The sequence below is a fragment of the Anaerococcus sp. Marseille-P3625 genome, from assembly GCF_900232825.1.
Classification (GTDB): domain Bacteria; phylum Bacillota; class Clostridia; order Tissierellales; family Peptoniphilaceae; genus Anaerococcus.
Genome location: NZ_OCTP01000010.1, coordinates 607,543 through 632,026, shown reverse-complemented (window position 1 = coordinate 632,026; position 24,484 = coordinate 607,543). Strand labels below are relative to the sequence as shown.

At 30.7% G+C, this 24,484-nt stretch carries 21 protein-coding genes and 1 riboswitch; of the genes, 16 read left to right on the top strand and 5 right to left on the bottom strand.

Going from position 1 to position 24,484, the window contains the following annotated elements; translation table 11 throughout:
* Window positions 1-62: 62 nt before the first annotated feature.
* Both lepB and lepA read left to right on the top strand, forming a co-directional pair.
* Window positions 63-674: a signal peptidase I gene (lepB, locus tag CS884_RS04395; protein WP_099320852.1), complete on the top strand. Its 612-nt coding sequence runs from the start codon at window positions 63-65 to the stop codon at window positions 672-674.
* A complete protein-coding gene (lepA, locus tag CS884_RS04390; RefSeq protein ID WP_099320851.1) occupies window positions 675-2,495 on the top strand; it encodes a translation elongation factor 4 in 1,821 nt (606 codons plus the stop codon).
* Window positions 2,496-2,538: 43 nt separating this feature from the next.
* Here lepA and CS884_RS04385 read toward each other — a convergent pair whose 3' ends face one another.
* Window positions 2,539-2,829 (bottom strand): cupin domain-containing protein, encoded by a 291-nt coding sequence (locus CS884_RS04385; RefSeq protein WP_099320850.1) that lies wholly within the window; start codon window positions 2,827-2,829, stop codon window positions 2,539-2,541.
* Between the two features lie 135 nt (window positions 2,830-2,964).
* Here CS884_RS04385 and CS884_RS04380 point away from each other — a divergent pair, with 135 nt between their 5' ends.
* The 9 genes from CS884_RS04380 (at window position 2,965) to CS884_RS04335 (ending at window position 12,922) form a co-directional block, all read left to right on the top strand.
* Window positions 2,965-3,483 carry an adenine phosphoribosyltransferase gene (locus CS884_RS04380; protein WP_099320849.1) on the top strand — a complete coding sequence of 173 codons (519 nt, stop codon included), beginning with the start codon at window positions 2,965-2,967 and terminating at the stop codon, window positions 3,481-3,483.
* A gap of 159 nt (window positions 3,484-3,642) precedes the next feature.
* Complete coding sequence (locus CS884_RS04375) at window positions 3,643-4,569, top strand: DnaJ domain-containing protein (RefSeq protein WP_099320848.1); 927 nt, start codon at window positions 3,643-3,645, stop codon at window positions 4,567-4,569.
* Window positions 4,570-4,571: 2 nt separating this feature from the next.
* Window positions 4,572-7,157: an ATP-dependent chaperone ClpB gene (clpB, locus tag CS884_RS04370; RefSeq protein WP_099320847.1), complete on the top strand. Its 2,586-nt coding sequence runs from the start codon at window positions 4,572-4,574 to the stop codon at window positions 7,155-7,157.
* Window positions 7,158-7,300: 143 nt separating this feature from the next.
* Entirely contained in the window at window positions 7,301-7,900 is a 600-nt protein-coding gene (locus CS884_RS04365) for a hypothetical protein (RefSeq protein ID WP_099320846.1), read from the top strand.
* 405 nt (window positions 7,901-8,305) lie between these two features.
* Window positions 8,306-10,426 (top strand): anaerobic ribonucleoside-triphosphate reductase, encoded by a 2,121-nt coding sequence (nrdD, locus tag CS884_RS04355; RefSeq protein WP_099320844.1) that lies wholly within the window; start codon window positions 8,306-8,308, stop codon window positions 10,424-10,426.
* Entirely contained in the window at window positions 10,423-10,920 is a 498-nt protein-coding gene (gene nrdG / locus CS884_RS04350) for an anaerobic ribonucleoside-triphosphate reductase activating protein (RefSeq protein WP_099320843.1), read from the top strand. Before nrdD ends, nrdG begins: the two co-directional genes overlap by 4 nt.
* 27 nt (window positions 10,921-10,947) lie before the next feature.
* On the top strand, window positions 10,948-11,538 hold the full coding sequence (locus CS884_RS04345) for a LemA family protein (RefSeq protein WP_099320842.1): 591 nt from the start codon (window positions 10,948-10,950) through the stop codon (window positions 11,536-11,538).
* A gap of 10 nt (window positions 11,539-11,548) precedes the next feature.
* A complete protein-coding gene (locus CS884_RS04340; RefSeq protein ID WP_099320841.1) occupies window positions 11,549-12,409 on the top strand; it encodes a YgcG family protein in 861 nt (286 codons plus the stop codon).
* 9 nt (window positions 12,410-12,418) lie between these two features.
* Window positions 12,419-12,922: a nucleoside 2-deoxyribosyltransferase gene (locus tag CS884_RS04335; protein ID WP_099320840.1), complete on the top strand. Its 504-nt coding sequence runs from the start codon at window positions 12,419-12,421 to the stop codon at window positions 12,920-12,922.
* A 64-nt stretch (window positions 12,923-12,986) separates the two neighbouring features.
* On the opposite strand, the gene CS884_RS04330 is transcribed toward CS884_RS04335, so the two are convergent.
* On the bottom strand, window positions 12,987-13,505 hold the full coding sequence (locus CS884_RS04330) for a folate family ECF transporter S component (protein ID WP_143434410.1): 519 nt from the start codon (window positions 13,503-13,505) through the stop codon (window positions 12,987-12,989).
* Between the two features lie 19 nt (window positions 13,506-13,524).
* Window positions 13,525-13,616, bottom strand: a riboswitch (THF riboswitch).
* 47 nt (window positions 13,617-13,663) lie between these two features.
* Between CS884_RS04330 and CS884_RS04325 the strand changes: the two genes are divergently transcribed.
* The gene (locus CS884_RS04325; protein WP_099320838.1) at window positions 13,664-14,275 is read left to right on the top strand and encodes a DNA-3-methyladenine glycosylase; all 612 of its coding nucleotides are present in this window, start codon (window positions 13,664-13,666) and stop codon (window positions 14,273-14,275) included.
* 3 nt (window positions 14,276-14,278) lie between these two features.
* Here CS884_RS04325 and CS884_RS04320 read toward each other — a convergent pair whose 3' ends face one another.
* Entirely contained in the window at window positions 14,279-15,043 is a 765-nt protein-coding gene (locus tag CS884_RS04320) for a nitroreductase family protein (protein WP_099320837.1), read from the bottom strand.
* A 65-nt stretch (window positions 15,044-15,108) separates the two neighbouring features.
* On the opposite strand from CS884_RS04320, the gene CS884_RS04315 reads away from it, so the two are divergent.
* Entirely contained in the window at window positions 15,109-17,469 is a 2,361-nt protein-coding gene (locus CS884_RS04315; RefSeq protein ID WP_099320836.1) for an ATP-dependent DNA helicase, read from the top strand.
* Complete coding sequence (gene rlmD, locus CS884_RS04310; RefSeq protein ID WP_099320835.1) at window positions 17,441-18,811, top strand: 23S rRNA (uracil(1939)-C(5))-methyltransferase RlmD; 1,371 nt, start codon at window positions 17,441-17,443, stop codon at window positions 18,809-18,811. Before CS884_RS04315 ends, rlmD begins: the two co-directional genes overlap by 29 nt.
* A gap of 204 nt (window positions 18,812-19,015) precedes the next feature.
* Here rlmD and CS884_RS04305 read toward each other — a convergent pair whose 3' ends face one another.
* Window positions 19,016-21,118 (bottom strand): heavy metal translocating P-type ATPase, encoded by a 2,103-nt coding sequence (locus CS884_RS04305; protein ID WP_099320834.1) that lies wholly within the window; start codon window positions 21,116-21,118, stop codon window positions 19,016-19,018.
* A gap of 19 nt (window positions 21,119-21,137) precedes the next feature.
* Window positions 21,138-21,587, bottom strand: coding sequence for a CopY/TcrY family copper transport repressor (locus CS884_RS04300; RefSeq protein WP_099320833.1), 450 nt, complete (start codon window positions 21,585-21,587; stop codon window positions 21,138-21,140).
* Between the two features lie 1,026 nt (window positions 21,588-22,613).
* Here CS884_RS04300 and CS884_RS04290 point away from each other — a divergent pair.
* Window positions 22,614-22,871 carry a hypothetical protein gene (locus CS884_RS04290; RefSeq protein WP_180753299.1) on the top strand — a complete coding sequence of 86 codons (258 nt, stop codon included), beginning with the start codon at window positions 22,614-22,616 and terminating at the stop codon, window positions 22,869-22,871.
* Between the two features lie 531 nt (window positions 22,872-23,402).
* On the top strand, window positions 23,403-24,008 hold the full coding sequence (locus CS884_RS04285; RefSeq protein ID WP_099320832.1) for a CPBP family intramembrane glutamic endopeptidase: 606 nt from the start codon (window positions 23,403-23,405) through the stop codon (window positions 24,006-24,008).
* Window positions 24,009-24,484: the final 476 nt, after the last annotated feature.

The window sequence follows — 24,484 nt, the reverse complement described above, 5'->3', positions numbered from 1 at the left end:
ATTTATATTTTTGAAGTTTTTTAATTTTAGTTTATAATATAAGAGAATACGAGGAGAAATTTATGGAAGATAATAAAGAGAAGATAAAAATACAAAAAAATAAAAAAGAAGTAAAGAAGGATAGCTTAAAAGATACTATCATAGATTGGATAAAGACAATTCTTACAGCTTTAGTGATAGCCTTAGTTCTTAAACTTTTCATTGTTGATGCTACAAGAGTTTCCGGCAAATCAATGCTTAATACTCTTCATCATGATGATATGCTCTTGGTAAATAAAATAAGTAAGCATTTTACAAGCTATAAAAGAGGACAAATTGTAATTTTGGATGCTCCAGATTATCCTAATAGACTTTATGTAAAAAGAGTTATAGGAATTCCTGGAGATACAATTTCACTAAAAGATGACAAAGTTTATCTAAATGGTGAACAGCTACAAGAACCTTATACTTCTGTAGATTATACTTTGCCAGAAAATGACGGATTAGAATGGAAACTTTCAGAAAATGAATATTTTGTCATGGGAGATAATAGATTAGAAGGTGCAAGCAACGATTCAAGAAACTTTGGACCAATTTCAAAAGATGAAATAGTAGGACACGCTTTCTTTAGATTTTATCCATTTTCTGATTTTGGTTTAATAGATAACAATCCTTATGGAGAAAAGACAAATTAGATGAGTACAAAAAAAGATAACATTAGAAATTTTTCGATAATAGCCCATATAGATCATGGTAAAAGCACCTTGGCTGATAGACTTATAGAAAAATCTGAAAATATTGATTTTAGAGAAGTAAGCAACCAAATTCTCGATGATATGGAACTAGAAAGAGAACGTGGGATTACTATAAAATTAAAGTCAATAAAAATTCATTATTCAGCAAAAGATGGTAAGATTTACGATCTAAATCTAATAGATACCCCAGGACATGTTGATTTTAATTATGAGGTTTCAAGATCTCTTAAAGCTTGTGAGGGTGCTATTCTTGTTGTGGATGCTTCTCAAGGAGTTGAAGCACAAACTCTTGCAAATACATATCTTGCTTTAGAACAAAATTTGGAAATTTTGCCAGTATTAAACAAAATCGACTTGCCATCTGCAAGAGTTGATGAAGCAAAAGCTGAAATTGAAAGTCAAATAGGCTTAGATACCGATAACATACCACTAGTTTCTGCTAAAACAGGTTTAAATATTGAAGATGTTTTAGAAGATATAGTAAAAAATATTCCGGCTCCTGAAGATCACGATGATAAGCCTCTTAAAGCCTTGATATTTGATTCATATTATGATTCTTACAGAGGAGTAATTTGCTATGTGAGAATTTTTGAAGGAATTGTAAGACCAGGCGATACGATAAAAATGATGAATACAGGTAAGACCTATGAAGTAAATACAGTAGGCTACACCATGAGAACTCGTATAGAAACCAAGGAATTAAGATCAGGTGATGTTGGTTTTATAGAAGCAAGTATAAAAGAAGTTAAGGATGCAAGAGTTGGTGATACCATAACAAATGCCAACAATCCTACAGCAAAAGCACTTGAGGGTTACAAAGAAGTTTTGCCTATGGTTTATTCTGGAATCTATCCAGCAGAAGGGGAAAGCTTTGATAAACTTCGTGACGCCTTAGAAAAATTACAGGTAAATGATGCAGCCTTGGTCTACGAACAAGAAAATTCACAAGCCTTAGGTGTTGGTTTGCGTGCAGGATTTTTGGGATTATTACACATGGATATAATAACCCAGAGACTAGAGCGTGAATATGATTTAAACATTATCGCAACAGCTCCATCTGTAATATATAAGGTAAAGATGAGAAATGCCGATGATGAAATTGAGATACAAAACCCTAACGATTTTCCAGAAGCTGCAAACATTGAATATATAGAAGAGCCTATTACAATGGTAGAAATTATTACCCCGAAAGATTATATAGGACAGGTCATGAATCTTTCTCAAAATAGAAGGGGAGAAATGGTTGATATGACCTATATTGATCAATCGAGAGTTTCTATCAAATATAAAATTCCACTAAACGAAGTAATTTATAACTTTTTTGACTCTTTAAAATCAAGAAGCAAAGGCTATGCTTCACTGGATTATGAGTTAATAGGCTATCAAAAAGCAAAACTTGTAAAACTTGAAATTTTAATAAATGAAGAAGTTGTCGATGCTCTATCAATTATAGTTCATGAAGATAGTGCTTATAGTAGAGGAAGATCAATTGTAGAAAAACTAAAAGAAGAAATTCCTCGCCAACAATTTGCAGTGCCAATTCAAGCAGCCATTGGCGGCAAAATCATAGCTAGAGAAACTGTAAAAGCCTTGAGAAAAGATGTAATTGCCAAATGTTATGGTGGCGATATTTCTAGAAAGAAAAAGCTTCTTGAAAAACAAAAAGAAGGCAAGAAGCGTATGCGCCAATTAGGAAATGTGGAAGTTCCACAAGATGCATTTTTGGCAGTTCTTAAATACGACGACGAAAATACCAATTAAAAAAATAAAGCGATCAGGAAAAATTTCTAGATCGCTTTTTTAGTTATTCTGCTAATTTTGATTTGATTACCATTAACTTACTATCTGCTTTTGCTAATAAGCTGTGACTAACTCCAGGTTTTAGACTAACTATATCTCCAGGCTTTATAACAAAAGTATTACCATCTTCTGTAAAAGAAACTTCTCCTTGATAGATAACAACTATTACAGTCATTGGGCTATCATGACTTGGAATTTCCTCACCTTTTTTAATATTTAGATGAGTAACAACTTGATTTTCTGATTCATAAATATTATGAGCTCTTTTTTCTTGGTCGATTACGCTATATTTCATAAATATAACCTCCTTATTATTACAATATATTTATATCCAAAATTAAAAGAATAAAACAACATAAAAAATCTTAACAAAAATATCTATTTCGAAAAATTAGCTTCATTTAGGGTATAATTTTAATTGGAGGATGATATGGAATTAAAATCAAAAATTAGAGTAATTGAAGATTATCCAGTAGAGGGAATATCTTTTAAGGATATAACAACTTTGCTAAAAGATAAGGAAGCTTTTAAAGAATCTTTAGACTTTTTGGAAAAAGAAGTAGCTTCTTTGGACTTTGATTATATAGTTGGCATAGAATCAAGAGGATTTATTTTTGGTGCACCTCTTGCAGATAGACTTGGTGTTGGCTTTATACCAGTTAGAAAACCAGGAAAATTACCAGCAGAAATTGAAAAAGTTTCTTATGATCTTGAATATGGTCAAAATGAACTTGAAATGCACAAAGATGCTCTAAACAAAGGAGATAAGGTGCTTATTATCGACGATTTGATAGCTACTGGTGGTTCTGCACAGGCAACAGCTAAATTAATCGAATCTCAAGGAGCAAAGGTAGCAGCTTTTGCTTTCCTAATAGAATTAACCTCTCTAAAAGCCAGAGAAAAACTAAGCGATTATAAAATTATTTCCCTTGTTCAATACGATCATTAAAATAAGCCTTCTTTTGAGGGCTTTTTTATGATTAATAAGATAATTTAAACTTGTTTAATTTTTTATTTTTTTTAAATTAATTACTTGAATACTAATATCAAGATAGTATAATTCTATTAAGGTCAGAGATGGTCAAACACAAATACGATGGAGGGTAAGATGAAATATAGAGATTATTATGAAATTTTGGGAGTGGACAAAAAAGCAAGTGATGCCGAAATTAAAAAGGCCTATAGAAAACTTGCCAAAAAATACCACCCAGACCTTCATCCAGATGATAAAGATGCAAAAGATAAATTTTCCGAAGTAAACGAAGCTTACGAGGTTTTATCAGATCCCGAAAAGCGTAAAAAATACGATACTTTTGGCAAAAATGCCAATTTTTCAGCTGGTCAAAACTTTAATCCAAATGATTTTGGCTTTGATTTTGGAAACTTTGGAGGATCTTCTTACACATATACTACAGGTTCTGATAGTGGATTTTCAGACTTTTTTGATTCTTTGTTTGGAAATTTTGGCAAAAGTACATCAAACTTTAGACCGGGATCGCAAAGATTTACCAATGGATCAACTTTCACTTCAAAGAAAAAAAATACCTTAAATGCCATAATAGAAATTTCTATTGATGAGGCAATTAAAGGTTGCAAAAAATCTGTAAGTGTAAAAGATTCTAAAGAAATAAAAAATATAGAAATTAATATCCCTAAGGGAATTAAAAATAATAATAAGATAAAAATTGATGGATCAAAATATGGAATAAATGCTTATATTTTAGCAAAAATTATTATTAAGGATGAAGATGATAGAAGACTTGATGGAATTGATATTATAAAAAGAGAAAGAATACTTCCATGGCAGGCGTATTTTGGCTGCAAAAAGAAGATATCAACCATGGATGGCAATCTTATGGTAAATATTCCAAAAGAAACTAATTCAGGTCAAAAAATGCGATTAAAAGGATACGGTTACACTGATAGAAAGGGTAATAAGGGCGATTTGATTTTAGAATTAATCATCGACAACCCTAAAAATCTATCAAAAGAAGCAAAAGAATTATACGAAAAATTACAAGAATTGGAGGAATAATTATGGATTACAACAAATTTACACAAAAATCATTAGAGGCTATAAATAATGCCAATAACATAGCTATCAAAAATTCAAATCCTGATGTTAATGAAATTCATTTAAACTTTGCCTTGATTGAGAATTCAGATTCCATAGTTTCACAAGTAATTAAAACTATGGATATTGATTTTAATAGCTATAGAGAAGAAATTAAAAATATGATGGAAAAACTCCCACAAGCGAAAGGTGGATCAAATATTTACCCTACTCAGACTTTTACGAGAATTTTACTAAAATCTGAAGATGAGGCAAAGGCTATGGGAGACAGCTTTGTATCTTTAGAGCACATTTTCCTATCTTTATTAAATGAAAAGAGCGATGTATCTGATACTAACAATTCCTATGGTTTAACTTATAAGAATTTTAAAAATTCTATAGAAAAGGTCAGGAAAGGTCAAAAAGTTACTACAGATAATCCAGAAGAAACCACAAATCCTTTGGAAAAATTTGGTAGAGATTTGACCAAAGAAGCAAGAGAAGGAAAAATCGACCCTGTAATAGGAAGAGATAATGAAATTAGAAATGCTCTAAGGATTTTATCAAGAAGAAAGAAAAACAACCCAGTTTTGATAGGTAATCCTGGCGTTGGTAAAACTGCAATTGTAGAAGGTTTAGCTCAAAGAATTGTAAATAATGATGTGCCAGAGCCACTCCAAGGCAGAAAAATATTTTCTCTTGATATGGGCGCTTTAGTAGCAGGAGCAAAATATCGTGGACAATTTGAGGAAAGATTAAAGGCAGTTCTAAATGAAATAGAAAAATCTGATGGTCAAATTATAATGTTTATAGATGAAATTCATACTCTTGTTGGAGCTGGAAAAAGTGAGGGAGCAATGGATGCATCAAATATTATGAAGCCGATGCTAGCTCGTGGAGAAATAAAGGTAATTGGAGCTACAACTTTAAATGAATATAGGGAATATATTGAAAAAGATGGAGCCTTAGAAAGACGTTTCCAAAAAGTAATGGTAAATGAACCATCAATTGAAGATACCATAAGTATTCTTAGAGGAATCAAGGAAAAATACGAAATTTTCCACGGAATTAGAATTCAGGATAGTGCAGTAATTGCAGCTGCAGAATTATCAGATAGATATATAACAGATAGATTTTTGCCAGATAAGGCAATAGATCTTATGGATGAAGCTTGTGCGACAGTTCGTACAGAAATTGACACCATGCCAACCTACTTGGATGAACAAAAAAGAAAATTATTGCAAATTCAAATTGAAATAACCGCTCTAAAAAAAGAAGAAGATGAAAATTCTAAAAAAAGACTAGAAACTCTTGAAAAAGAATTGGCAGATTTGTCAGAAAAATACGACCAAGATTTCCTAAAATGGAAAGAACAAAAATCATCAATTGACGATATCAAAAAAATAAAAGAAGAAATTGATAGAGTTAAAGTTGAAATAGAACAAGCTGAAAGAAGATACGACTTTGAAAAATTATCAGAATTAAAATATGGTAAATTAGCATCTCTTGAAGAAAAATTAAAAAATGCGAGTCTTGAGTCTAAGCAAAACGAAGATGATTCTATCAAAGAAGAAGTAACAGATGAAGATGTTGCAGATGTAGTTAGCAATTGGACTGGAATTCCAGTATCTAAGCTTGTAGAAGGCGAAAAGGAAAAAATTCTAAAACTTCCAGAAAAACTTCATCAAAGAGTCATAGGCCAAGAAGTTGCCATAAAATCTGTTTCTGATGCAATAATTCGTGCTAGAAGTGGACTAAAAGATATAAATAAGCCAATTGGTTCATTTATTTTCCTAGGACCAACTGGAGTTGGTAAGACTAAACTTGCAAAAGCTTTGACAGAAGCAATGTTTGATGATGAAAAACACATGATAAGAATTGATATGAGTGAATATATGGAAAAATATTCCGTTTCAAGATTAATCGGTGCTGCTCCAGGATATATTGGTTATGAAGAAGGTGGGCAACTTACAGAAGCTGTACGTCGTATGCCTTATGCTGTAATTTTATTTGATGAAATAGAAAAAGCTCATCCAGATGTATTTAACATTTTATTGCAAGTTTTAGATGATGGTAGGCTTACCGATTCAATGGGAAGAACTGTTGATTTTAAAAACACAATCATAATCATGACTTCAAATATCGGTAGCCATTACCTCCTAGACGGCTTAAAAGATGATGGAACAATTGACCAAAATAGTAAAGATTTGGTTAAAAAAGCTCTTGAATCATCCTTTAGACCAGAATTTTTAAACAGAATTGACGATATAGTAATGTTTAACCCACTAACTGGAGAGGAAGTTTATAAGATAATAGACCTACAAATAGCAGAAATTCAAAAAAGACTTGATCATTTAGATATTAAACTTGAAATAACAGGAGCTGCTAAAGAATACATTTTAGCAAAAGCTTACGATGTAGAATATGGAGCAAGACCTGTAAAAAGATTTTTACAAACTCATGTTGAAACAGAACTTGGTAAAATGATAATCGAGGGAAAAATAATAGAAAAAGATACTGCTATTTTGGATGTAGATGAAAATAAAGAGCTAAAAATTAGAAAAAAATAAATAGCTAAGAAAGTGCCAACTTAATTTATAAATATTAAGTTAGGCACTTTTTCTTTTATATAAAATATTTAAGACTTTCTATTGACGAAATAAATTTCTAGATTTAATATATTATTGATAATTAATAAGACAAGGATCAAATTATGAAAAAGAAGCTAATGCTAATGATATCTATATTAATATTTTTACAATCAATTTCTTATTCTTATGCATATTCACAAGTAGAGAACACTAGTAATTTTAGTACTTTTAGAAATGAAGAGTATGAAAATTATACGACTGTAGAAAACACAAAAATTACAATTTTAGAAAATGATAAAACAAGAACAGTTAGAATGTTAAGTTTAGATAAGGGAACCATAGATGAATTAATTTTTTACAAGAATGAAAATAAGATTTATTCTACAATTACTGGTAAATATACATCTCTGGATACAAATTTACATAATAATAATTTGTTCACATACCGTTTTGCAAGAAAAGGAGTAAACAAAACGTATTACTTTTCATATTATAAGTTAACAAACATCTTGGGGAAAAGTGCAACTGCTGCTGGTGTTGCATCATTAGTTGCTTCAACAATAGGCATTGCATTTCCACCTGCAAATATTGTTGCGGCAATATTTGGCGGTTACTCAACTGGAGTTTCAGCAGCTTTGTGGGACGCTAGTACTAGTAAAAAACATGGAATCTATGTGACAGTTAATCCGAAACCCTATTTTTCATATTATTGGTGTAGGTAAATACTAATGAAAAGTTTTAGAGATATAATTATAAAACTGCTTGCTATTATTTCTGTAATAATTTTATTATTTTCAGATAAATTTTTTGATAGAACCTATGCATTTTATTCGTCTATAGTTTCAATAGTTATAATAATATATTTTATTAATTTTAATAATTACTTTAAAAAAAATATGAAAATAATACTATCAATAACTTTTCTTAGTCTAATCATTGCAAAAATGTCACTATTTTAATATTAAAATAGCTTACTTACTTGTATTTTACTAGAAATATTAAAATTACAAGCTTAAGTAAGCTTTTTTTAATTACAAGTTTTTTACTATTATATACTATATATAGTTAGCTATTGCAAAAAGCATACTACATATGGTATAATTTAATCACAATATAGGAGGAGCGTCATGACAACAGTAATAAAAAGAGATAATAAAAAAACTGAATTTAATAAAGAAAAAATCACCATAGCAATTGAAAAAGCTATGCATTCTCCATCAGGAGTTTACATAAAAGGCCAAGCAGATCAAATAGCTAGTGAAATCGAAAATGAGAAAAAAGATACAGATGAATTAAGTATTTATGAAATTGAAGACTTGGTATATTACAAATTAATAGAAAAAAATAATCCAGCAACTGCAAGAGCCTACGAATCCTACAAATCTGTTCAAGCTTACAAGAGAGAGCAAAATACATCAGATAAGGATATCTTAGGTTTATTAAATATGACTAATATCGATGTAATGGATGAAAATTCCAACAAAAATCCACTAATTGCATCAACACAAAGAGATCTTATAGCAGGAGAAGTTGCCAAAGATATCGCAAAAAGAAAATTAATACCAGCAGAATTGGTAGAAGCTCACGAATCAGGAGCCATACATATTCACGATTTGGATTATCTAATTCAACCTATTTTTAACTGCTGTCTAGTTGATATGAAAGATATGCTAGATAATGGAACGATTATAAATGGCAAATTAATAGAAACACCAAAATCTTTTCAAGTAGCTTGCAATGTCATGACTCAAATAATAGCTCAAATTGCATCTAACCAATATGGCGGTCAATCAATAAACATTAGTTGTCTAAGTCCTTATTTAAAAAAATCCTATAATAAAAATCTAAAACTTGCAGAAAAAACTTTAGGCGAGGGCGAAGTTTCAAAAAAAATGGCAGAAGCTATGACTCAAAAGGATTTGGAATCTGGTATACAAACAATCCAATATCAAATAAATACGCTAATGACTAGTAACGGTCAAGCTCCATTTGTAACATTGTTCATGCATACAGATGAAAATGATCCAAATCTTGATCAAACAGTTAAAATCATCGAAGAAATTATAAAACAAAGATATTTGGGAATAAAAAACGAAGCTGGAGTATATGTAACACCTGCTTTTCCAAAATTAATCTATGTTTTAGATGAAAATAATATCCATAAGGATAGCAAATATTACTATTTAACACAATTAGCTGGAAAATGTACAGCAAAAAGAATGTATCCAGATTATATTTCCGCAAAAAAAATGCGTGAAAATTACGAGGGCAATGTCTTCTCTCCAATGGGTTGCAGAGCATTTTTGCCTCCATATAAAGATAGCCATGGCAATTATAAATTTGAGGGCAGATTTAATATGGGAGTTTGCACAATAAATCTCCCACAAATTGGAATACTTGCTAGAAATGATGAGGAAAAATTCTTTGAAATTTTGGAAAAAAGACTTGAATTGGTAAAAGAAGTTGGACTATTAAGATACGATCACTTATCAAAAGTAACAAGCGATTCTTCTCCAATACATTTTTCTCATGGAGCAATTGCAAGACTTCCAAAACATACGCCTATTAAGCCACTATTAGAAAATGGATACGCAACTGTAACCATCGGTTATATAGGAATTTACGAAGCTAGTATACTTGTAACTGGCAAATCTCATACAAGCAAAGAAGGCAAAGAATTTGCTCTAAAAATAATGAGAATGTTAAATGAGAAAAAAGAAGAATGGTCTAAGGAATATGGCATAGCCTTTGCTGTTTACGGAACTCCAGCAGAAAGCTTAACCCATAGATTTGCATCAATAGATAAAAAAAGATTTGGAGATATAAAAGATGTGACCGACAAGGGTTATTATACAAATTCTTTTCACGTTGATGTAAGAGAAAAAATTTCTGTTTTTGAAAAGTTTGATTTTGAATCGGAATTTCAAAGCTTATCAACAGGAGGTTGTATTTCTTATGCAGAAATTCCAAATATGACCAATAATATTGAAGCTGTCATGACAATGATTAGATATATTTACGATAATATTCAATATGCAGAATTTAACACCAAATCTGATTATTGCAGCGAGTGTGGCTTTGATGGAGAAATATTATTAGATGATGAAAATAATTGGTATTGTCCAAATTGTGGCAACAAAGATCGTAGCAAATTAACAGTTGTAAGAAGAACTTGTGGTTATCTAGGAGAAAATTTCTGGAATGAAGGACGTACAAAAGAAATCAAAGCTAGGGTTTTGCACATATGAATTATGCCCAAATTAGAAAATATGATATAGCCAATGGTCCAGGAATAAGAACAAGTTTTTTCGTAACTGGTTGCTCACTTAATTGCAAAAACTGCTTTAATAAAGAATATCAAGACCATAATTTTGGCGAAAAATGGACTTCTGATACAACAAAAGTACTTATAAGTTATTTGAAAGATCCAAATGTTTCAGGCTTAACTATTCTAGGTGGGGAACCTTTTGAGAATTTGGACGGACTAGTAGATATTGTAAAAATGATTAGAAAAGAAATAGATAAGTCAATATGGATTTATTCTGGTTATACTTTTGAGATATTAATTAGAATTGAAAAAGCTCGTGAATTACTAAAACTAATAGATGTTTTGGTTGATGGACCTTTTATAGAAGAAAAAAAAGATTTAACACTTGCTTTTAGAGGCTCAAAAAATCAAAGGATTATTGATGTAAAAAATTCCTTAAAAGAAAATAAGATTATACTTTTAGAGGGGTATTAATATAATATAAATAATTGAGGAGGAAAAATGAACCAGAATTATCAAAAAAAACGTGGTCTCGGACCTATAGGAATAATAGCAATTGTAGCTATAGCTTTATTTCTAATCGTTCCTACCTATAATAGATTGGCAGGAGCTAGAGAAAATGTAAATGAAGCCTATGCTCAAGTACAAAATGTCGTACAAAGAAGAGCAGACCTTATACCAAATTTGGTAAATACAGTCAAAGGTTATTCTGATTATGAGGGCGAAACTTTAACAAAGATAACAGAAGCTAGAGCTGGTGTTACTAATGCAAAAACTCCAGGTGAATTGGCAAATGCTAACGAAAATCTAAGCCAAGCTATTCGTGATATTAATGTAGTAGTTGAAAATTATCCAGATTTAAAAGCAAATACCCAATACACCCAATTAATGGATGAGCTAGCAGGTTCTGAAAATAGAATTTCTGTAGAAAGAGGAAATTACAACCAAGCTGTGAAATCTTACAACTCTGATATTAGAAGATTTCCGACAAATCTTATAGCAAAAATTACAGGCTACCAAGAAGCTGAATATTTCCAAGCCAGCGAAAAGGCTCAAGATGCACCAACAGTAGATTTTAACAAAAATAATTAAGGAGAAAAAAATGAAGAAAGGAAAAATATTTACAATAAACTTGGTTTTACTCATTAGCCTATTAATTTTTCCTTTTTTTTCTTTGGCTAATGAAAGCTTACCAGATCCTCCAAGTGATTATTATTTGGATGAGCTAAATATGCTTGATCAAAGTGCAAAGGATAATATAAATTCCACCAACAAAGAGCTAGAAAGTAAAACAGGTTCACAGGTCGTAGTTGCAACTGTCAAAAATACTCAATCGCTTCCAGCAAGTGATTTGGCAGTAAAAATTTTTAATAAATGGAAAATTGGCGATAGTAAGAAAAAAAATGGAGTTTTAATACTTATAAGCCAAGATGACACAAGTGGAAAAAGAGAAGTTTTTATTGCAACTGGCTACGGAATTGAGGGAAGACTTAATGATGGTAAAGTTGGAAGAATTATAGATAATTTTATGCTTAGCGATCTAAAAGCTTCTAATTATTCTAAGGCCCTAAACGAAGGATTTAATGCTGTTGTTGCAGAAATTGCCGATGAATATCAAATCAAATTAGATGGAAATTACGATCAATATCTAAAGAAAAATAATCCAAGTCAAAAAGGAATAAGTTTAGGGACATTGTTTTTAATGTTAATTTGTTTTATAATTTTTTCTAATTTGATTAGGAGAATGGTTCACAAAGCTTATCCATCTAGAAAATATTACAATGGATTTCCAATAAACAGGAGAAATTATTATAATAAATCAAATGAAAAAAGCTTTGGAGATCTATTTGATAGTACATTTTCAAGTGATGATTTTGGTTCTTCTTCATTTGGTGGATCATCTGGTGGATTTTCTGGTGGCGGAGGTTCATCTGGTGGCGGCGGAGCTGGAAGAGGTTTTTAAGGAGAAAAAATGTATGGATATTTAGCAAGTCATTTTTTTAATGATGCTATGTTTACCTGGACAGAAAATTTAGCAAAGTATATAGAAGAAAAGACTGATTTGATTTTGTATGTTCCTCAAAGAAATGCAGATATCAACGATAAGAAAAACAATGACGATATAATTACCGATATAAAAATCGCCCAAGCAGACACCGCTGAACTAAAAAAGGCAAATGTATTGATAGCTTGCCTTGATGGACTATCAATTGATGATGGAGTAGCAGCAGAAATTATGGCTCACGGGGTTATGGCGGAATTTGAAAAAGAGAATGGAATTGATTTTCCAAGGCTTATAATTGGAATCATAACTGATATGAGATACATAGGAACTGGCGAAAATAAATTATATAGAAATTTGATGATTGTTGGAAAAGTCAAAGAGCATGGACATCTGATAGTTGGCTATGCAGGAGATGATTCTTACAAAAAAGAATTGGTAGATTTAATAAATGATTTTATGAATGAAAATTAAAAAGCTTTAAGCTTTAGGTAAAATTTCGCTTGCATTTTTTTACTTAAAAGCTTAAAGCTATTTTTTATGCGTATTTTCTTATTCTTGGTAATAATATTTTTAATACAAAGATATTTAGAACAGTTTCAATAGCTTGTTTAGGAACTCTACCTAAAACATAAATCCAATATGGGTTTTTGGAATATTGAACTAACCATATTGAATCAACTAATAATCTTACAAGCATAAATACTAAAATTGAACTAATTATAATGATCCAATTTAATTTTTCATCTAAATCTTTATGAAAAATTTTAAATGAAACAATGCCCGGTAAAAATCCTATCAAAAATGCACTAAAGGTAAAACCAGGGTGGAAAATCCCATCCGGATTTAAAAGCATACCAACTACATCAGCCAAAGCACCCGTAATTCCTCCAAGACTTGGCCCATACAAAATACCTGACATAATTATTGGAATATAACCAATGCCAAGTTTTTTGTTTACAGGAATTGTAATTGTAAAATACCTTCTTAGAACAACTGATAAGGCTGCAAGAATTGCAATCTTTGTAAGCGTGTTAATAGTTAACTTCTTATTCATTTTTCCCCTTTCTATCAGAGGCAGCGGTTGCGATAGAAAATCATAGCCTTTGGCTTCGTCTAGAAACAACAACCCATTTTCTAGCACTTGATGCTTCCTATCTACTCTGATGATTATATGATATCATATAAATAGAAAAATAAAAACATTGAGGGCTTATGATAAAGAGAGAATTTTTTGATAGAGATACATTAGAAGTGGCAAAAGATTTGCTGGGGAAAATTATAATAAGAAGAGATAATAATATAATCTACAAAGCAAGAATTGTAGAAACTGAAGCTTATATGGGAATAGAAGATAGAGCCTGCCAGACTTTTGGAAATAGAAAAACTAACAGAAATAAAATAATGTATGAAGATGCTGGAACTATTTATATCTACCAAACTTATGGCATACATTATCTAATGAATTTTATAACCAGAGATAAAAATCATCCAGAAGGAGTATTGATAAGGGCTATAGAACCGCTATCAGAAATAGACAACTTTTCCTTAAATAGATTTGGCCTAAAGTATGAAAATCTATCGCCATATCAAAAGAAAAATTTAACAAATGGTCCAGGCAAAATAACCAAAGCCTTAGCCATAGATAAAAAACTAAATGGAAAAAATCTATTTACAGAAAATTTTTATATTGAAGATGATCTAAAAGATTTTCAAATAATAACAGATAAAAGAATCGGTATCGACTATGCCAAAGAAGCAAAAGATTATCCCTATAGATTTTATATAAAAGATAATCCTTATGTTTCAAAAGTCAAAAAAGGATAAGATCTAAAGAGTCTTATCCTTAAAATTAATCTTAAATCCTTGGTCTATAAGTGTTTCAAACATTTTAGACCTATTTTTCTTAGTAGTTCCTTGCTTTTTAGGAATTTGTTTGGAAAATGAATCAGAACCTTTATTATGATCTCTCAAATCATAATAAGTAGTGATTATTTCATCATAATCTTTTATCATTTCATTATAATTATCAAAAATTTTGTAAGAATTTTCAAAAGTTTTTAATTTTATATCAATCCTTGGTTTAAGTTGTGGTTCTTGGTTAGCAATTCCAAATCCTACTCCCACAGCAGGATAGGTATATTTTGGAAGTTTTAGCAAATCTATAACCATTTTTGTATCATTGTGGATATTACCAAAATAATTACATCCTAGGCCAAGACTTTCACAAGCGATAGTTAAATTTTGTGCTGCTATTATTGCATCAGAAAATCCCTGGATAAATTTATCAAAGCCAATCATTTCATCATTTTCTTCATTATTTTCTTTTGCTATCAAATAATTTCTAAACAAATCGACTACAAAAATAAAAAGATGAGGAACTCTTGCCATATATTCTTGGTCGCCATTTTCTGCAAATTTTACCTTAATCTTTGGATCTGTAACATTTATTATGGAAAAATATTGCATACCATTACTTGAAGCAGATCTATTTGCAACTTCTAATAATTTGTCGATAATTTCATCATCAAGTTTTTCGTCCTTAAATTCTCTAATTGTTCTGTGATTTAGTTGATCTTTGATTGTGTTATTCATGTTTACTCCCTTTCTTTCTATACATTTATACCCAGCCTTAAGGTATATTAATAAAAGGTGATAAAATGATAGTTAAAATTTCTGTAAGAAATTTAATAGAATTTGTGATGAGATCAGGCGATATCGACAATACTTTTAGAGATAATGCAAGACTTATTGAAGGAATTAGAGCTCATCAAAAAATCCAAAGCTCTTTTGGGGATAACTATAAAAAGGAAGTTTCTCTAAAAAATTCAACGACAATTTCTGATGTCACATTCAATGTTTTTGGTAGAGCAGATGGACTTATAAAAGATGGAAGCGATTTTATTATCGATGAAATCAAATCTACTGCAAGAGATCTTTCTGATATTGACGATACGAACAAACTCCACCGGGCTCAAGGAATGTGCTATGCGTATTTTTATGCATTAGATAAGAAATTATCTAAAATATATATAACTTTAACCTATGTAAGTATTGAGGATTATTCTACAAAGATTTTTAAAAAAGAATTTAGTATTGAAGATTTGCACAAATTCTATATGAATTTATTGGAAAATTATCTAAAATTTTCAGAAATTTTAGCTAAAAATATAGAAAAAAGAAATGAAAGTATCAAAGTTTTAGACTTTCCTTATAAAGATTACCGCAAGGGTCAAAGAAAAATGTGCCTTGCTGTTTATAAATCTATTTTAGATTCCAAAAATTTATTTGTGGATGCACCAACAGGCATTGGCAAAACAATATCGACGGTTTTTCCATCAGTAAAATCAATGGGAGAAGACTTATCTGATAAAATTTTTTATTTAACCAGCAAAAACACCCAAGGCAAAGAAGCCATGAAAGCCATAAAAATTTTAAGAGAAAAAGGCTTATTTATCAAGGCTTTAAATATAACTTCCAAGGAAAAAATTTGCCTAAATGATGAAGTTAAATGTAACCCCATCGATTGTCCCTTTGCCAAGGGTCATTTTGACAGGGTAAATGAGGGGCTTTTAGATATAATCTCAAATGAGGAGATAATAGATTTTGATAAAGTGACTTCTTATGCAGAAAAATACAGAATTTGTCCTTTTGAATTTGAGCTTGATATCTCAAATTATGTAGATTTTATTATCTGTGATTATAATTATGTCTTTGACCCAAACATTTATTTAAAAAGATTTTTTGATGAAATATCAAGTAGATATATATTTTTAGTAGATGAATCACATAATTTGCTAGAAAGGTCAAGAGAAATGTATTCCTTTACGTTTTCAAAAAATAGTTTCACTGATTTGCTAGAAAAATTAAAAGGGAAAAAATACAAAAAAATTTCTAAAATTTTCAATGAAATTATTGATAAATTTGACGAATTATACAATAAACATGGCAAAAAATTATATTATTACCAGGAAAATCTTATCGATGACTTTGATGAATATTTTCAAAAATTAATAAAGCCCTTGCAAAGATTTTTGGTAGAGGAAAAAAATGATACTAATTATGAGGACTTGTTAAATTTATTTTTTGATATAAATAAATATTTTAAGATAAGCGATTATTATACCAAAGGATTTTATTCGATCATATCTTTTGATGAAGAAAATCAAACTATTAATTTTCAAATCAAATGCATTGATCCTTCAGAAGTTTTGGATAATAAGTATAAATTTGCAAGAACAGTGGTGTTTTTCTCTGCAACCTTATCTCCAATTACTTATTTTATGAGAATACTAGGGGCAGAAAATAGCTTAAAACTAAGGCTAGATATGCCATTTCCTGAAAACAATTTTGCCATATTTAGTAGAGAAATTAGCACGAGATACAAAGATAGAAATAGAAATTTAGAGCAAATTTCACAAAGTATAAATGAATTTATCAATTCAAAAAAAGGAAATTATTTTATATTTTTCCCATCTTATGCTTATTTAGAAGAAGTTTATGAAGACTATAAGGAAAAATTTGACGATGAAATTTTATTACAAGATAGGTCGATGAGCGAAAAAGATATAAAGAAATTTCTTAAAAATTTTGATGAAAAATCTGCTAAAACTGCTTTTCTTGTATTGGGTGGAGTTTTTTCTGAAGGAATTGATCTTCTTGGAGAAAAATTAATTGGTGCTATGATAATTTCAGTTGGAATGCCTAAAGTTTCAAGCCTTAGAAATTTAATCAAAGAACATTTTGACAAATTAGGATATTCTGGCTTTGATTATTCCTACACTTATCCAGGCATAAATAAAGTATTCCAAGCAGCTGGACGAGTTATTAGAAGTGAAAACGATAGGGGAATAATCTATCTTTTAGATGATAGATTTACAAGTCGAAAATATCAGATGCTTTATCCAAAACATTGGAGAAAAAAAGAAATTAAAATTGTAAATACGGACTCTTTGCTAAAAGAAGAAGCTAATAATTTTTGGGAGGAAAATATTGAGAAAAAAACAAATTTGCCAAGTTAAGATAAATGAAATGCAATATCCAAATATTTCTCTAGGTCTTAATGAAAAAGGTCAAATAGTTGAATTTAAGGGCGGACTTAAAGGCCAAATTGCCCAGGTAAAAATTACCAGAAATAGAAATAATAAAAAAATCGGAAAATATTTAGGACTAATAGAAGATTCTCCTTTGGAAAGTAATGAAAATCATTGTCCCAATGCCGATATTTGTGGAGGTTGCTCTTATCAAAAATTATCTTATGAAGTTGAATCAGATTTAAAAGAAGAAATGATAAAAAAATTACTTGTAACTAACAAAATAGATATCGATAGTGATATTATCTTCAATTCGCCTCCTAAAATCTATGAGTATAGAAATAAGATGGAATATACTTTTGGTGACTCCTACAAGGGTGGAGAATTAGTCCTAGGCTTACATAGGCAAAATAGATTTTATGAAATTGTGGATACTATAAATTGTAACATAGTAGATGGCGACTTTAACAAAATTAGAGAAGAAGTTCAAAATTATTTTAGAGAAAAAGGTACGGAATTTTACCACAAATCAAAAAAAGAAGGCTTACTAAGACATTTTATCATAAGAAAAGCCCACAAAACTGGTCAAATAATGGCAATATTAGTAACAACAGACGATCAAAGTTTTGATATAAATGAAAAAGATAAATTCGTAGAATTTTTATTAAGTCTTAAACTAGCAGGTAAACTAGTATCCATTTATCATGTTACAAATAATTCAGTAGCTGATGCTGTAATTGCGGAAAAAATTGATCTCTTGTACGGAGAAGAATTTATTACAGAAGAAATGTCGGGATTAAAATTTAGAATTTCTCCATTTTCATTTTTCCAACCAAACTTATTTGCAGCAGAAATAATATATGAAAAAGTCATAGAATTTGCCGATGTAAATAAAAATATAAATGTTCTTGATCTATACTCTGGCACAGGAACTATAACCCAACTAATGGCAAAAAATGCAAAATCAGCAACAGGAATTGAAATAGTTGCAGAAGCAGTAGAAAAAGCCAAAGAAAATGCCAAAGAAAATGGAATCGAAAATATAAATTTTCTAACAGGAGATGTGTTAGAAGAAATAGAAAAAGTTAAAGGTAAATTTGATCTAGTTGTACTCGATCCACCAAGATCTGGAATAAATGAAAAAACTTTAGAAAAAATCCTACAAGTAAATCCAGAAAAATTCGTCTACATATCCTGTAACCCAAAAACTCAAGTAGAAAACTTAAAAACATTCCTAGCAAATGGCTACCAAATAAAAAACTACCAAATAATAGACCAATTTCCAAGATCAAGACATTTGGAGACTGTAGCGTTGATGACAAGAAAATAGAATAACAAGCTATAAAAGTGCTGAAATCAATGGCTTTTAGGATTTTAAAAGAAATCAGTTCTATAATAAATTAAAAATCGTGTTGGTAGAAAAATCGTCTACTTCTACCAACACGATTTTACAAATAGCCAGTACTTACATCTCTTTTTCTCCTGTAAAACTATTGTATCTTGATACTTTAAGGAGTTTCAATTATTCGATCTGTTAACCGTTATTTTTTGGATCTAAATTTAATAAAATAGCATTAATGGCGACGATGACTGTTGACACAGACATTAGAATTGCTCCTAATGCAGGGCTTAATGTGATACCAATAGGAGCCAAAATTCCTGCAGCTAGAGGGATAGCTATAAAGTTATAACCGGCTCCCCAAAAGAGGTTTTGTTTCATTTTACGAGTTGTTTTGTGTGCTAATTCAATAAATGATTCAATATCTCCTGGATCAGATTGAGTCAAGATGACATCAGCTGAATCCAATGCCACTTGGGTTCCAGCGCCTACAGCTATACCAACGTCTGCTAAGGCAAGAGAAGGGGCATCATTAACACCGTCACCTACCATTATAACTTTTTTTCCTTCTTCTTTAAGTGTTTTTACTAACTCATATTTGTCTTGTGGAGATTGATTTGATCTATATTCAATCTCTAAATCTTCTGTCGCGCCTTGAGCTGCTTTTTCATTATCACCTGTTGCCATAATTGGTTGAATATTGTTCTTTTTAAGAACTTTAATTAACTCTTTGCTCGTTGGTTTTAATTCATCCCCTAAAGCTACAGCACCAATAGCATCATCGTTTTCTACTAAGACACTGAGAGTTGCTCCTTTTGGAATATCCATATCCAGATTACGTCCGTATGCTTTTTGGCTGATTAATTGGTAACTATGGCCCTTGGCTTTGCCTTCTACGCCAGCACCGGAAATCACATCAATTGAATCAAAAGATACTGGACTTATACCTTGCTGCTTAGCGAAACTAATAATTGATTGAGCAATCGGGTGACTAGACCCTCCTTCAATACCTGCCAGTAAGGCAATGATTTCCTCTTTATTATATTTGTTATTAAAAAGTTCAACGTCTAATACTTTAAACTCACCAGTTGTTAAAGTACCCGTTTTATCTAAAATCATCACATCTGCATCTTGAGCTATTTCTAAGGCTTGGCGGTCTTTTACTAGTAAGCCACGGCTAGCTCCTAAGCTTGTGCTACGGGCGGTTACCAATGGAATAGCCAGACCCAAAGCGTGAGGACAAGCTATAACTAATGTTGTGATAGCAAATTTTACTGCCGTTGGGATGTCCGCTATAAGCGTCCATACTACAAAAGCAATTAGCGCGACAATAACAGCAATATAGAAGAGCCATCCTGCAACCTTTTGAGCAATATTTTCTGCTCTGGAAGGCTGACTTTGAGCTTGGCTAATTAAAGTCTGTACTTGAGAGATGAAGGATTGATCACCTGTCTCAAGCACTTTAATATAAAGAACCCCTTCTCCATTTGTTGAGCCCCCGATTACTTCATCGCCAGGACCTTTTTTTACTGCTTTTGACTCCCCAGTTAGAAGAGCTTCATTTAAACGTGATTCGCCACGCTCGATAATCCCGTCTGCTGGCACATTTTCTCCGGCTTGAACACGAATTAAATCACCTACCTTTAAGTCAGCAACTGGTCGTGTTTCAATTGAATCGTCTTCTAATACAACGTGAGCATCTTTCGGCACTAACTTAGCCAATTCTGCTTGTGCGTCTCCTGCTTCTCCAATAGCTTTCATCTCAATCCAGTGACCTAATAGCATGATTAATAGTAATGAAGCAAATTCAAAGAAAAAGTCCATAATTTGTTCACCTGTTACGTAGCTTGCTATTACAGTATAAATACTATATAAATATGAAACACTTAAACCTAAAGAAACGAGAGCCATCATTCCAGGTTCTTTTTGTTTAAATTCGTCAACTGCCCCTTGATAGAATGGACGTCCACCATAAATAATTAATATAGTAGATAAAATAGCTACTACAATATCAGAATATGGAAAAGTAAACTGGAATGGTAGGTCAAACCCAGCCATAGGGGATAAGAGCATAATAATGATTCCTAGTGGCAATGATTTTAAGAAAAGTTCCTTAAAGTTTCCGTGATGATGGTGGTCATGCCCACTGTGCCCGCTGTGATCATGTCCAGCATGATGTTCTTGATGTTGATCTTTATGGTCTCCATGTTCATCTGTGATTCCATGCTCGTGTTTTAACTTATCCATGTCGTCATAATCATGGTGATTATGGGACGAATATCTGTTGTCATTATTCATTTTAAATTCCTCCTTATACTTAATGATGATGTAAATGACATTTGCATTGTCCTTCTGGACAATTGCAATCCACTTCTTCTACTGCGAAAGATTTTTTCATCTCTAATATTTTTTCTAGTCGATCTATATCATCGAAGCTTAAAACATGATCTTCAATGATACTTCCTATTACATTTCCGACTTTCTTATTGCAAATACGGTTAAAAATATCTTCTGCATAATCCATTACGGCTTCTGTCTCTTCAATATTGGCAGTGTAAATAAACTTTCTACCTTCTTGCTCTGTATTTAGTACGCCTTTTCCAACTAATCGACCTAAGATCGTTTTGATAGTGGATTGTGTCCAGTCCATTTTTTCTTGCAATACGGAAATCACTTTTTTACTAGTTACTCGATCATTTGCCCAAACTACACGCATGACTTCCCATTCTGCATCTGTGATATGAGTATTGTATACTATTACACCCATTGTCTTTCCCTCCTTATTGTTTACGAGTATAGACTTAATACTTAAAATAAGTTTACTCTTGTAAACTTATCTTGTCAAGTATTTTTAATAAATGTAATCAACGATTATTACGCTTTTTTTCCCAATTTCTTCTCAGTACGATTTATAAGGTTATCATTGATTTACATTTATCGCTCTTTTAATTCCTTATTTTTAATAATATGATAAATATGATGATACCTTTTCTGAATTTATTGTTTAGCTAAATATATAGTCATAAATTTCACAAATTCTACCCTTTCATTTTTTATGGTAGTTTGATTTACTTCACTTCAGGAACTTTACTCAAAATTTGTAGATTTATTTAAATGAAAGTTGTGAAATTGATTCATCTTATTAAGAAAAATCTGGAGAAGTTTTTCATAAGAATATAGGGCCTATTGTTTAAAAATTAGTGACTATGTAAGGTTTACAACCGATTTTTATTCTGTACTTTTATCCAATGGAATTAATGGGCTAAAACTTTGAGATGGTGTTAAGAATCAAGGACTAAAATTAAAAAGTGATTTTATGTAAATTAGTTATTGTGCAAGTTTCGAAGGCTATATTGTAATGAATTTAAAATTTGTCTTTATATAAAGGTTATAGGAGAAATCTTCACACAATAACTATAAAGCTTGAAATATCAATGTAAGAAAAGGTGATAGAATCAAGTTTAGTTAATAAGATAAAAGTGAATAGAGGGCTTTGTCTTAAATTTACATCCCCATAAATGACAGAAATACCAGATAGGATAATACTTCTGCCAAAAAGAAAGATTGAAATTATTGAAACAAAAAGACCTGGAAGAGAACCAAGACCAATTCAAAAAAAGGATAAGGCCATTTAAAAAATTAAATTAATGTTTATGTTCTTGATTTTAAAGAAAATATTGATGAAATAATAAAAAGAATCGAAGATGACAACTTAGAATACACTCTACGTAAATATAAAAACTATCCTACTGAATTTATAAAAGAAAATAGAAAATCGTCACTTTTACTAGATATGGGTTTAGACAAGGTGGTTATAGGCCTAATGGCTATAAAAGATTTATTCTTTGATGCTTTTGCAATTTCTAAAGTTTTAATCATAGTACCATTAAGTGTTGCCAAATATACTTGGAAAGAAGAGATATCAGGGTGGTCCCACCCTGATATCTTAAAATATTCAGTATTAATAGGTAGTGAAGAAGAAAGAATAAAAGGAGTAGATATATTCCCAAGAACGAGGCTTTTGAGAAATATTAAAATTTATCCATACTGACCACTCAAGCCATGTCGAGACGGTGGTGTTGATATCAAGAAAAAAAGATAAAAAATTATAATACTCTCAATGATGTGTTTGCATTGATCGAAATAAAAAGCGAGGACTGCAGGGGTGGAATACTCATGAAAATACCTGATGAGAAAGTACAGAAACGTTTTCGAGTATACCCACATATTGGAAGGGTAAAAATATTATTCAATTTGCTTCGTCAAAAAATCATATAGGAGTATATCTAGGAGAGGAAGGAACTGAATATTTTAGGGATAAATTAACAGATTATGATATAACTAAAGCTACGTAAGGCTGCCCTATTCTAGGCCATTGCCTAAAGATCTGTTAGCTGAGATATCAAAAGGGTGTTATGAAAAATATTCAAAAAGCGATTAACTTAAGAGATTTAATCAAATATTATAATTTATAGATAAGGTTTATATATAGGTGAAGAAAATATTTTACATTTCTCAAGTTTTAAATATGCATATATGGGCATAATATAAATGTACTTTTATATTATATCAAGGAGGGATTATGAGTTTAGTAATTAACAAACTTATTAGTAGTTTAATTCAAATCGTTTTATTTTCACTTATACCATTTGTTTATTGGTATTTTAAAGTTAGAAAAAATCAGAAATTTACAGAATGGATAGGGCTTAAAAGAATTAAAAGGGTAGACAAGACTTTGATATTATCAATATTTATAGTAACCATTATCTATCTAATAATAGGCATAATTCTTCTAAATAGTCTAAGTGGAGTTAATAATGCAACTAGCGAGTTTGCGGGACTTAGATTCAAGGCTATTTTGCCTATTATAATTTATGCAGCCCTTAACACCGCTTTACCTGAGGAGATTTTGTTTAGGGGATTTGCACTTAAAAGGCTAGTTAGTAAAATAGGATTTAATAATGGAAATCTTATACAATCAATATTGTTTGGACTGGTTCACGGAGTGATGTTTTTTCCTATTGTAGGTGTATTAAAATCTCTTTTAATTATTTTTGTTACAGGGTGTATAGCCTATGCTATGGGATATATCAACGAGAAGTTATCAGAGGGATCAATTATTCCAAGTTTTATCATACATACAGTGTCTAATTTAGTAGCTGGTTTATATGTTGCATTTTTTCTTTAAATTTAGTAAGACATGAGCTTAGAGTTTATCTATAGCCTATGTCTTTTTTATTTTTATAAATTAATTATGGATATGTATTCTGATAAGATAAATATAAGGACTTTTAAACAAGAATCCAAGTAAATTAAGATAATATAGAAAATATAATAGGACACCTATAGATAGAATGAAAATCTATAATCTAAAAATAAACCGACATCAGATTTTGTATGTTGTTTTTTTATGCGACTTTTATTGATATATTAGATTTTATCCATACTGACCACTCAAGCCATGTGGAGAGTTTCGTATTGATGTCAAAAGCAAGAGTCTAGATTTATTTTATATCTAATGATTTACCATATTATCTTTTGGGTATAATTCGTATAAGAAAGAATGTTAGAATTTAAAGAAAATGGTAGGAGGCCAAAATGGCAGGTAAAAAAGATAAGAACAAGCACGAATTTATTAAAGCGCCTTTAACACCAAATGGATCT

Coding starts and splice junctions, on each gene's coding strand:
- lepB (WP_099320852.1), top strand. CDS start 63: ATGGAAGATAATAAAGAGAAGATAAAAATACAAAAAAATAAAAAAGAA.
- lepA (WP_099320851.1), top strand. CDS start 675: ATGAGTACAAAAAAAGATAACATTAGAAATTTTTCGATAATAGCCCAT.
- CS884_RS04385 (WP_099320850.1), bottom strand. CDS start 2,829: ATGAAATATAGCGTAATCGACCAAGAAAAAAGAGCTCATAATATTTAT.
- CS884_RS04380 (WP_099320849.1), top strand. CDS start 2,965: ATGGAATTAAAATCAAAAATTAGAGTAATTGAAGATTATCCAGTAGAG.
- CS884_RS04375 (WP_099320848.1), top strand. CDS start 3,643: ATGAAATATAGAGATTATTATGAAATTTTGGGAGTGGACAAAAAAGCA.
- clpB (WP_099320847.1), top strand. CDS start 4,572: ATGGATTACAACAAATTTACACAAAAATCATTAGAGGCTATAAATAAT.
- CS884_RS04365 (WP_099320846.1), top strand. CDS start 7,301: ATGAAAAAGAAGCTAATGCTAATGATATCTATATTAATATTTTTACAA.
- nrdD (WP_099320844.1), top strand. CDS start 8,306: ATGACAACAGTAATAAAAAGAGATAATAAAAAAACTGAATTTAATAAA.
- nrdG (WP_099320843.1), top strand. CDS start 10,423: ATGAATTATGCCCAAATTAGAAAATATGATATAGCCAATGGTCCAGGA.
- CS884_RS04345 (WP_099320842.1), top strand. CDS start 10,948: ATGAACCAGAATTATCAAAAAAAACGTGGTCTCGGACCTATAGGAATA.
- CS884_RS04340 (WP_099320841.1), top strand. CDS start 11,549: ATGAAGAAAGGAAAAATATTTACAATAAACTTGGTTTTACTCATTAGC.
- CS884_RS04335 (WP_099320840.1), top strand. CDS start 12,419: ATGTATGGATATTTAGCAAGTCATTTTTTTAATGATGCTATGTTTACC.
- CS884_RS04330 (WP_143434410.1), bottom strand. CDS start 13,505: ATGAATAAGAAGTTAACTATTAACACGCTTACAAAGATTGCAATTCTT.
- CS884_RS04325 (WP_099320838.1), top strand. CDS start 13,664: ATGATAAAGAGAGAATTTTTTGATAGAGATACATTAGAAGTGGCAAAA.
- CS884_RS04320 (WP_099320837.1), bottom strand. CDS start 15,043: ATGAATAACACAATCAAAGATCAACTAAATCACAGAACAATTAGAGAA.
- CS884_RS04315 (WP_099320836.1), top strand. CDS start 15,109: ATGATAGTTAAAATTTCTGTAAGAAATTTAATAGAATTTGTGATGAGA.
- CS884_RS04305 (WP_099320834.1), bottom strand. CDS start 21,118: ATGAATAATGACAACAGATATTCGTCCCATAATCACCATGATTATGAC.
- CS884_RS04300 (WP_099320833.1), bottom strand. CDS start 21,587: ATGGGTGTAATAGTATACAATACTCATATCACAGATGCAGAATGGGAA.
- CS884_RS04290 (WP_180753299.1), top strand. CDS start 22,614: ATGGGTTTAGACAAGGTGGTTATAGGCCTAATGGCTATAAAAGATTTA.
- CS884_RS04285 (WP_099320832.1), top strand. CDS start 23,403: ATGAGTTTAGTAATTAACAAACTTATTAGTAGTTTAATTCAAATCGTT.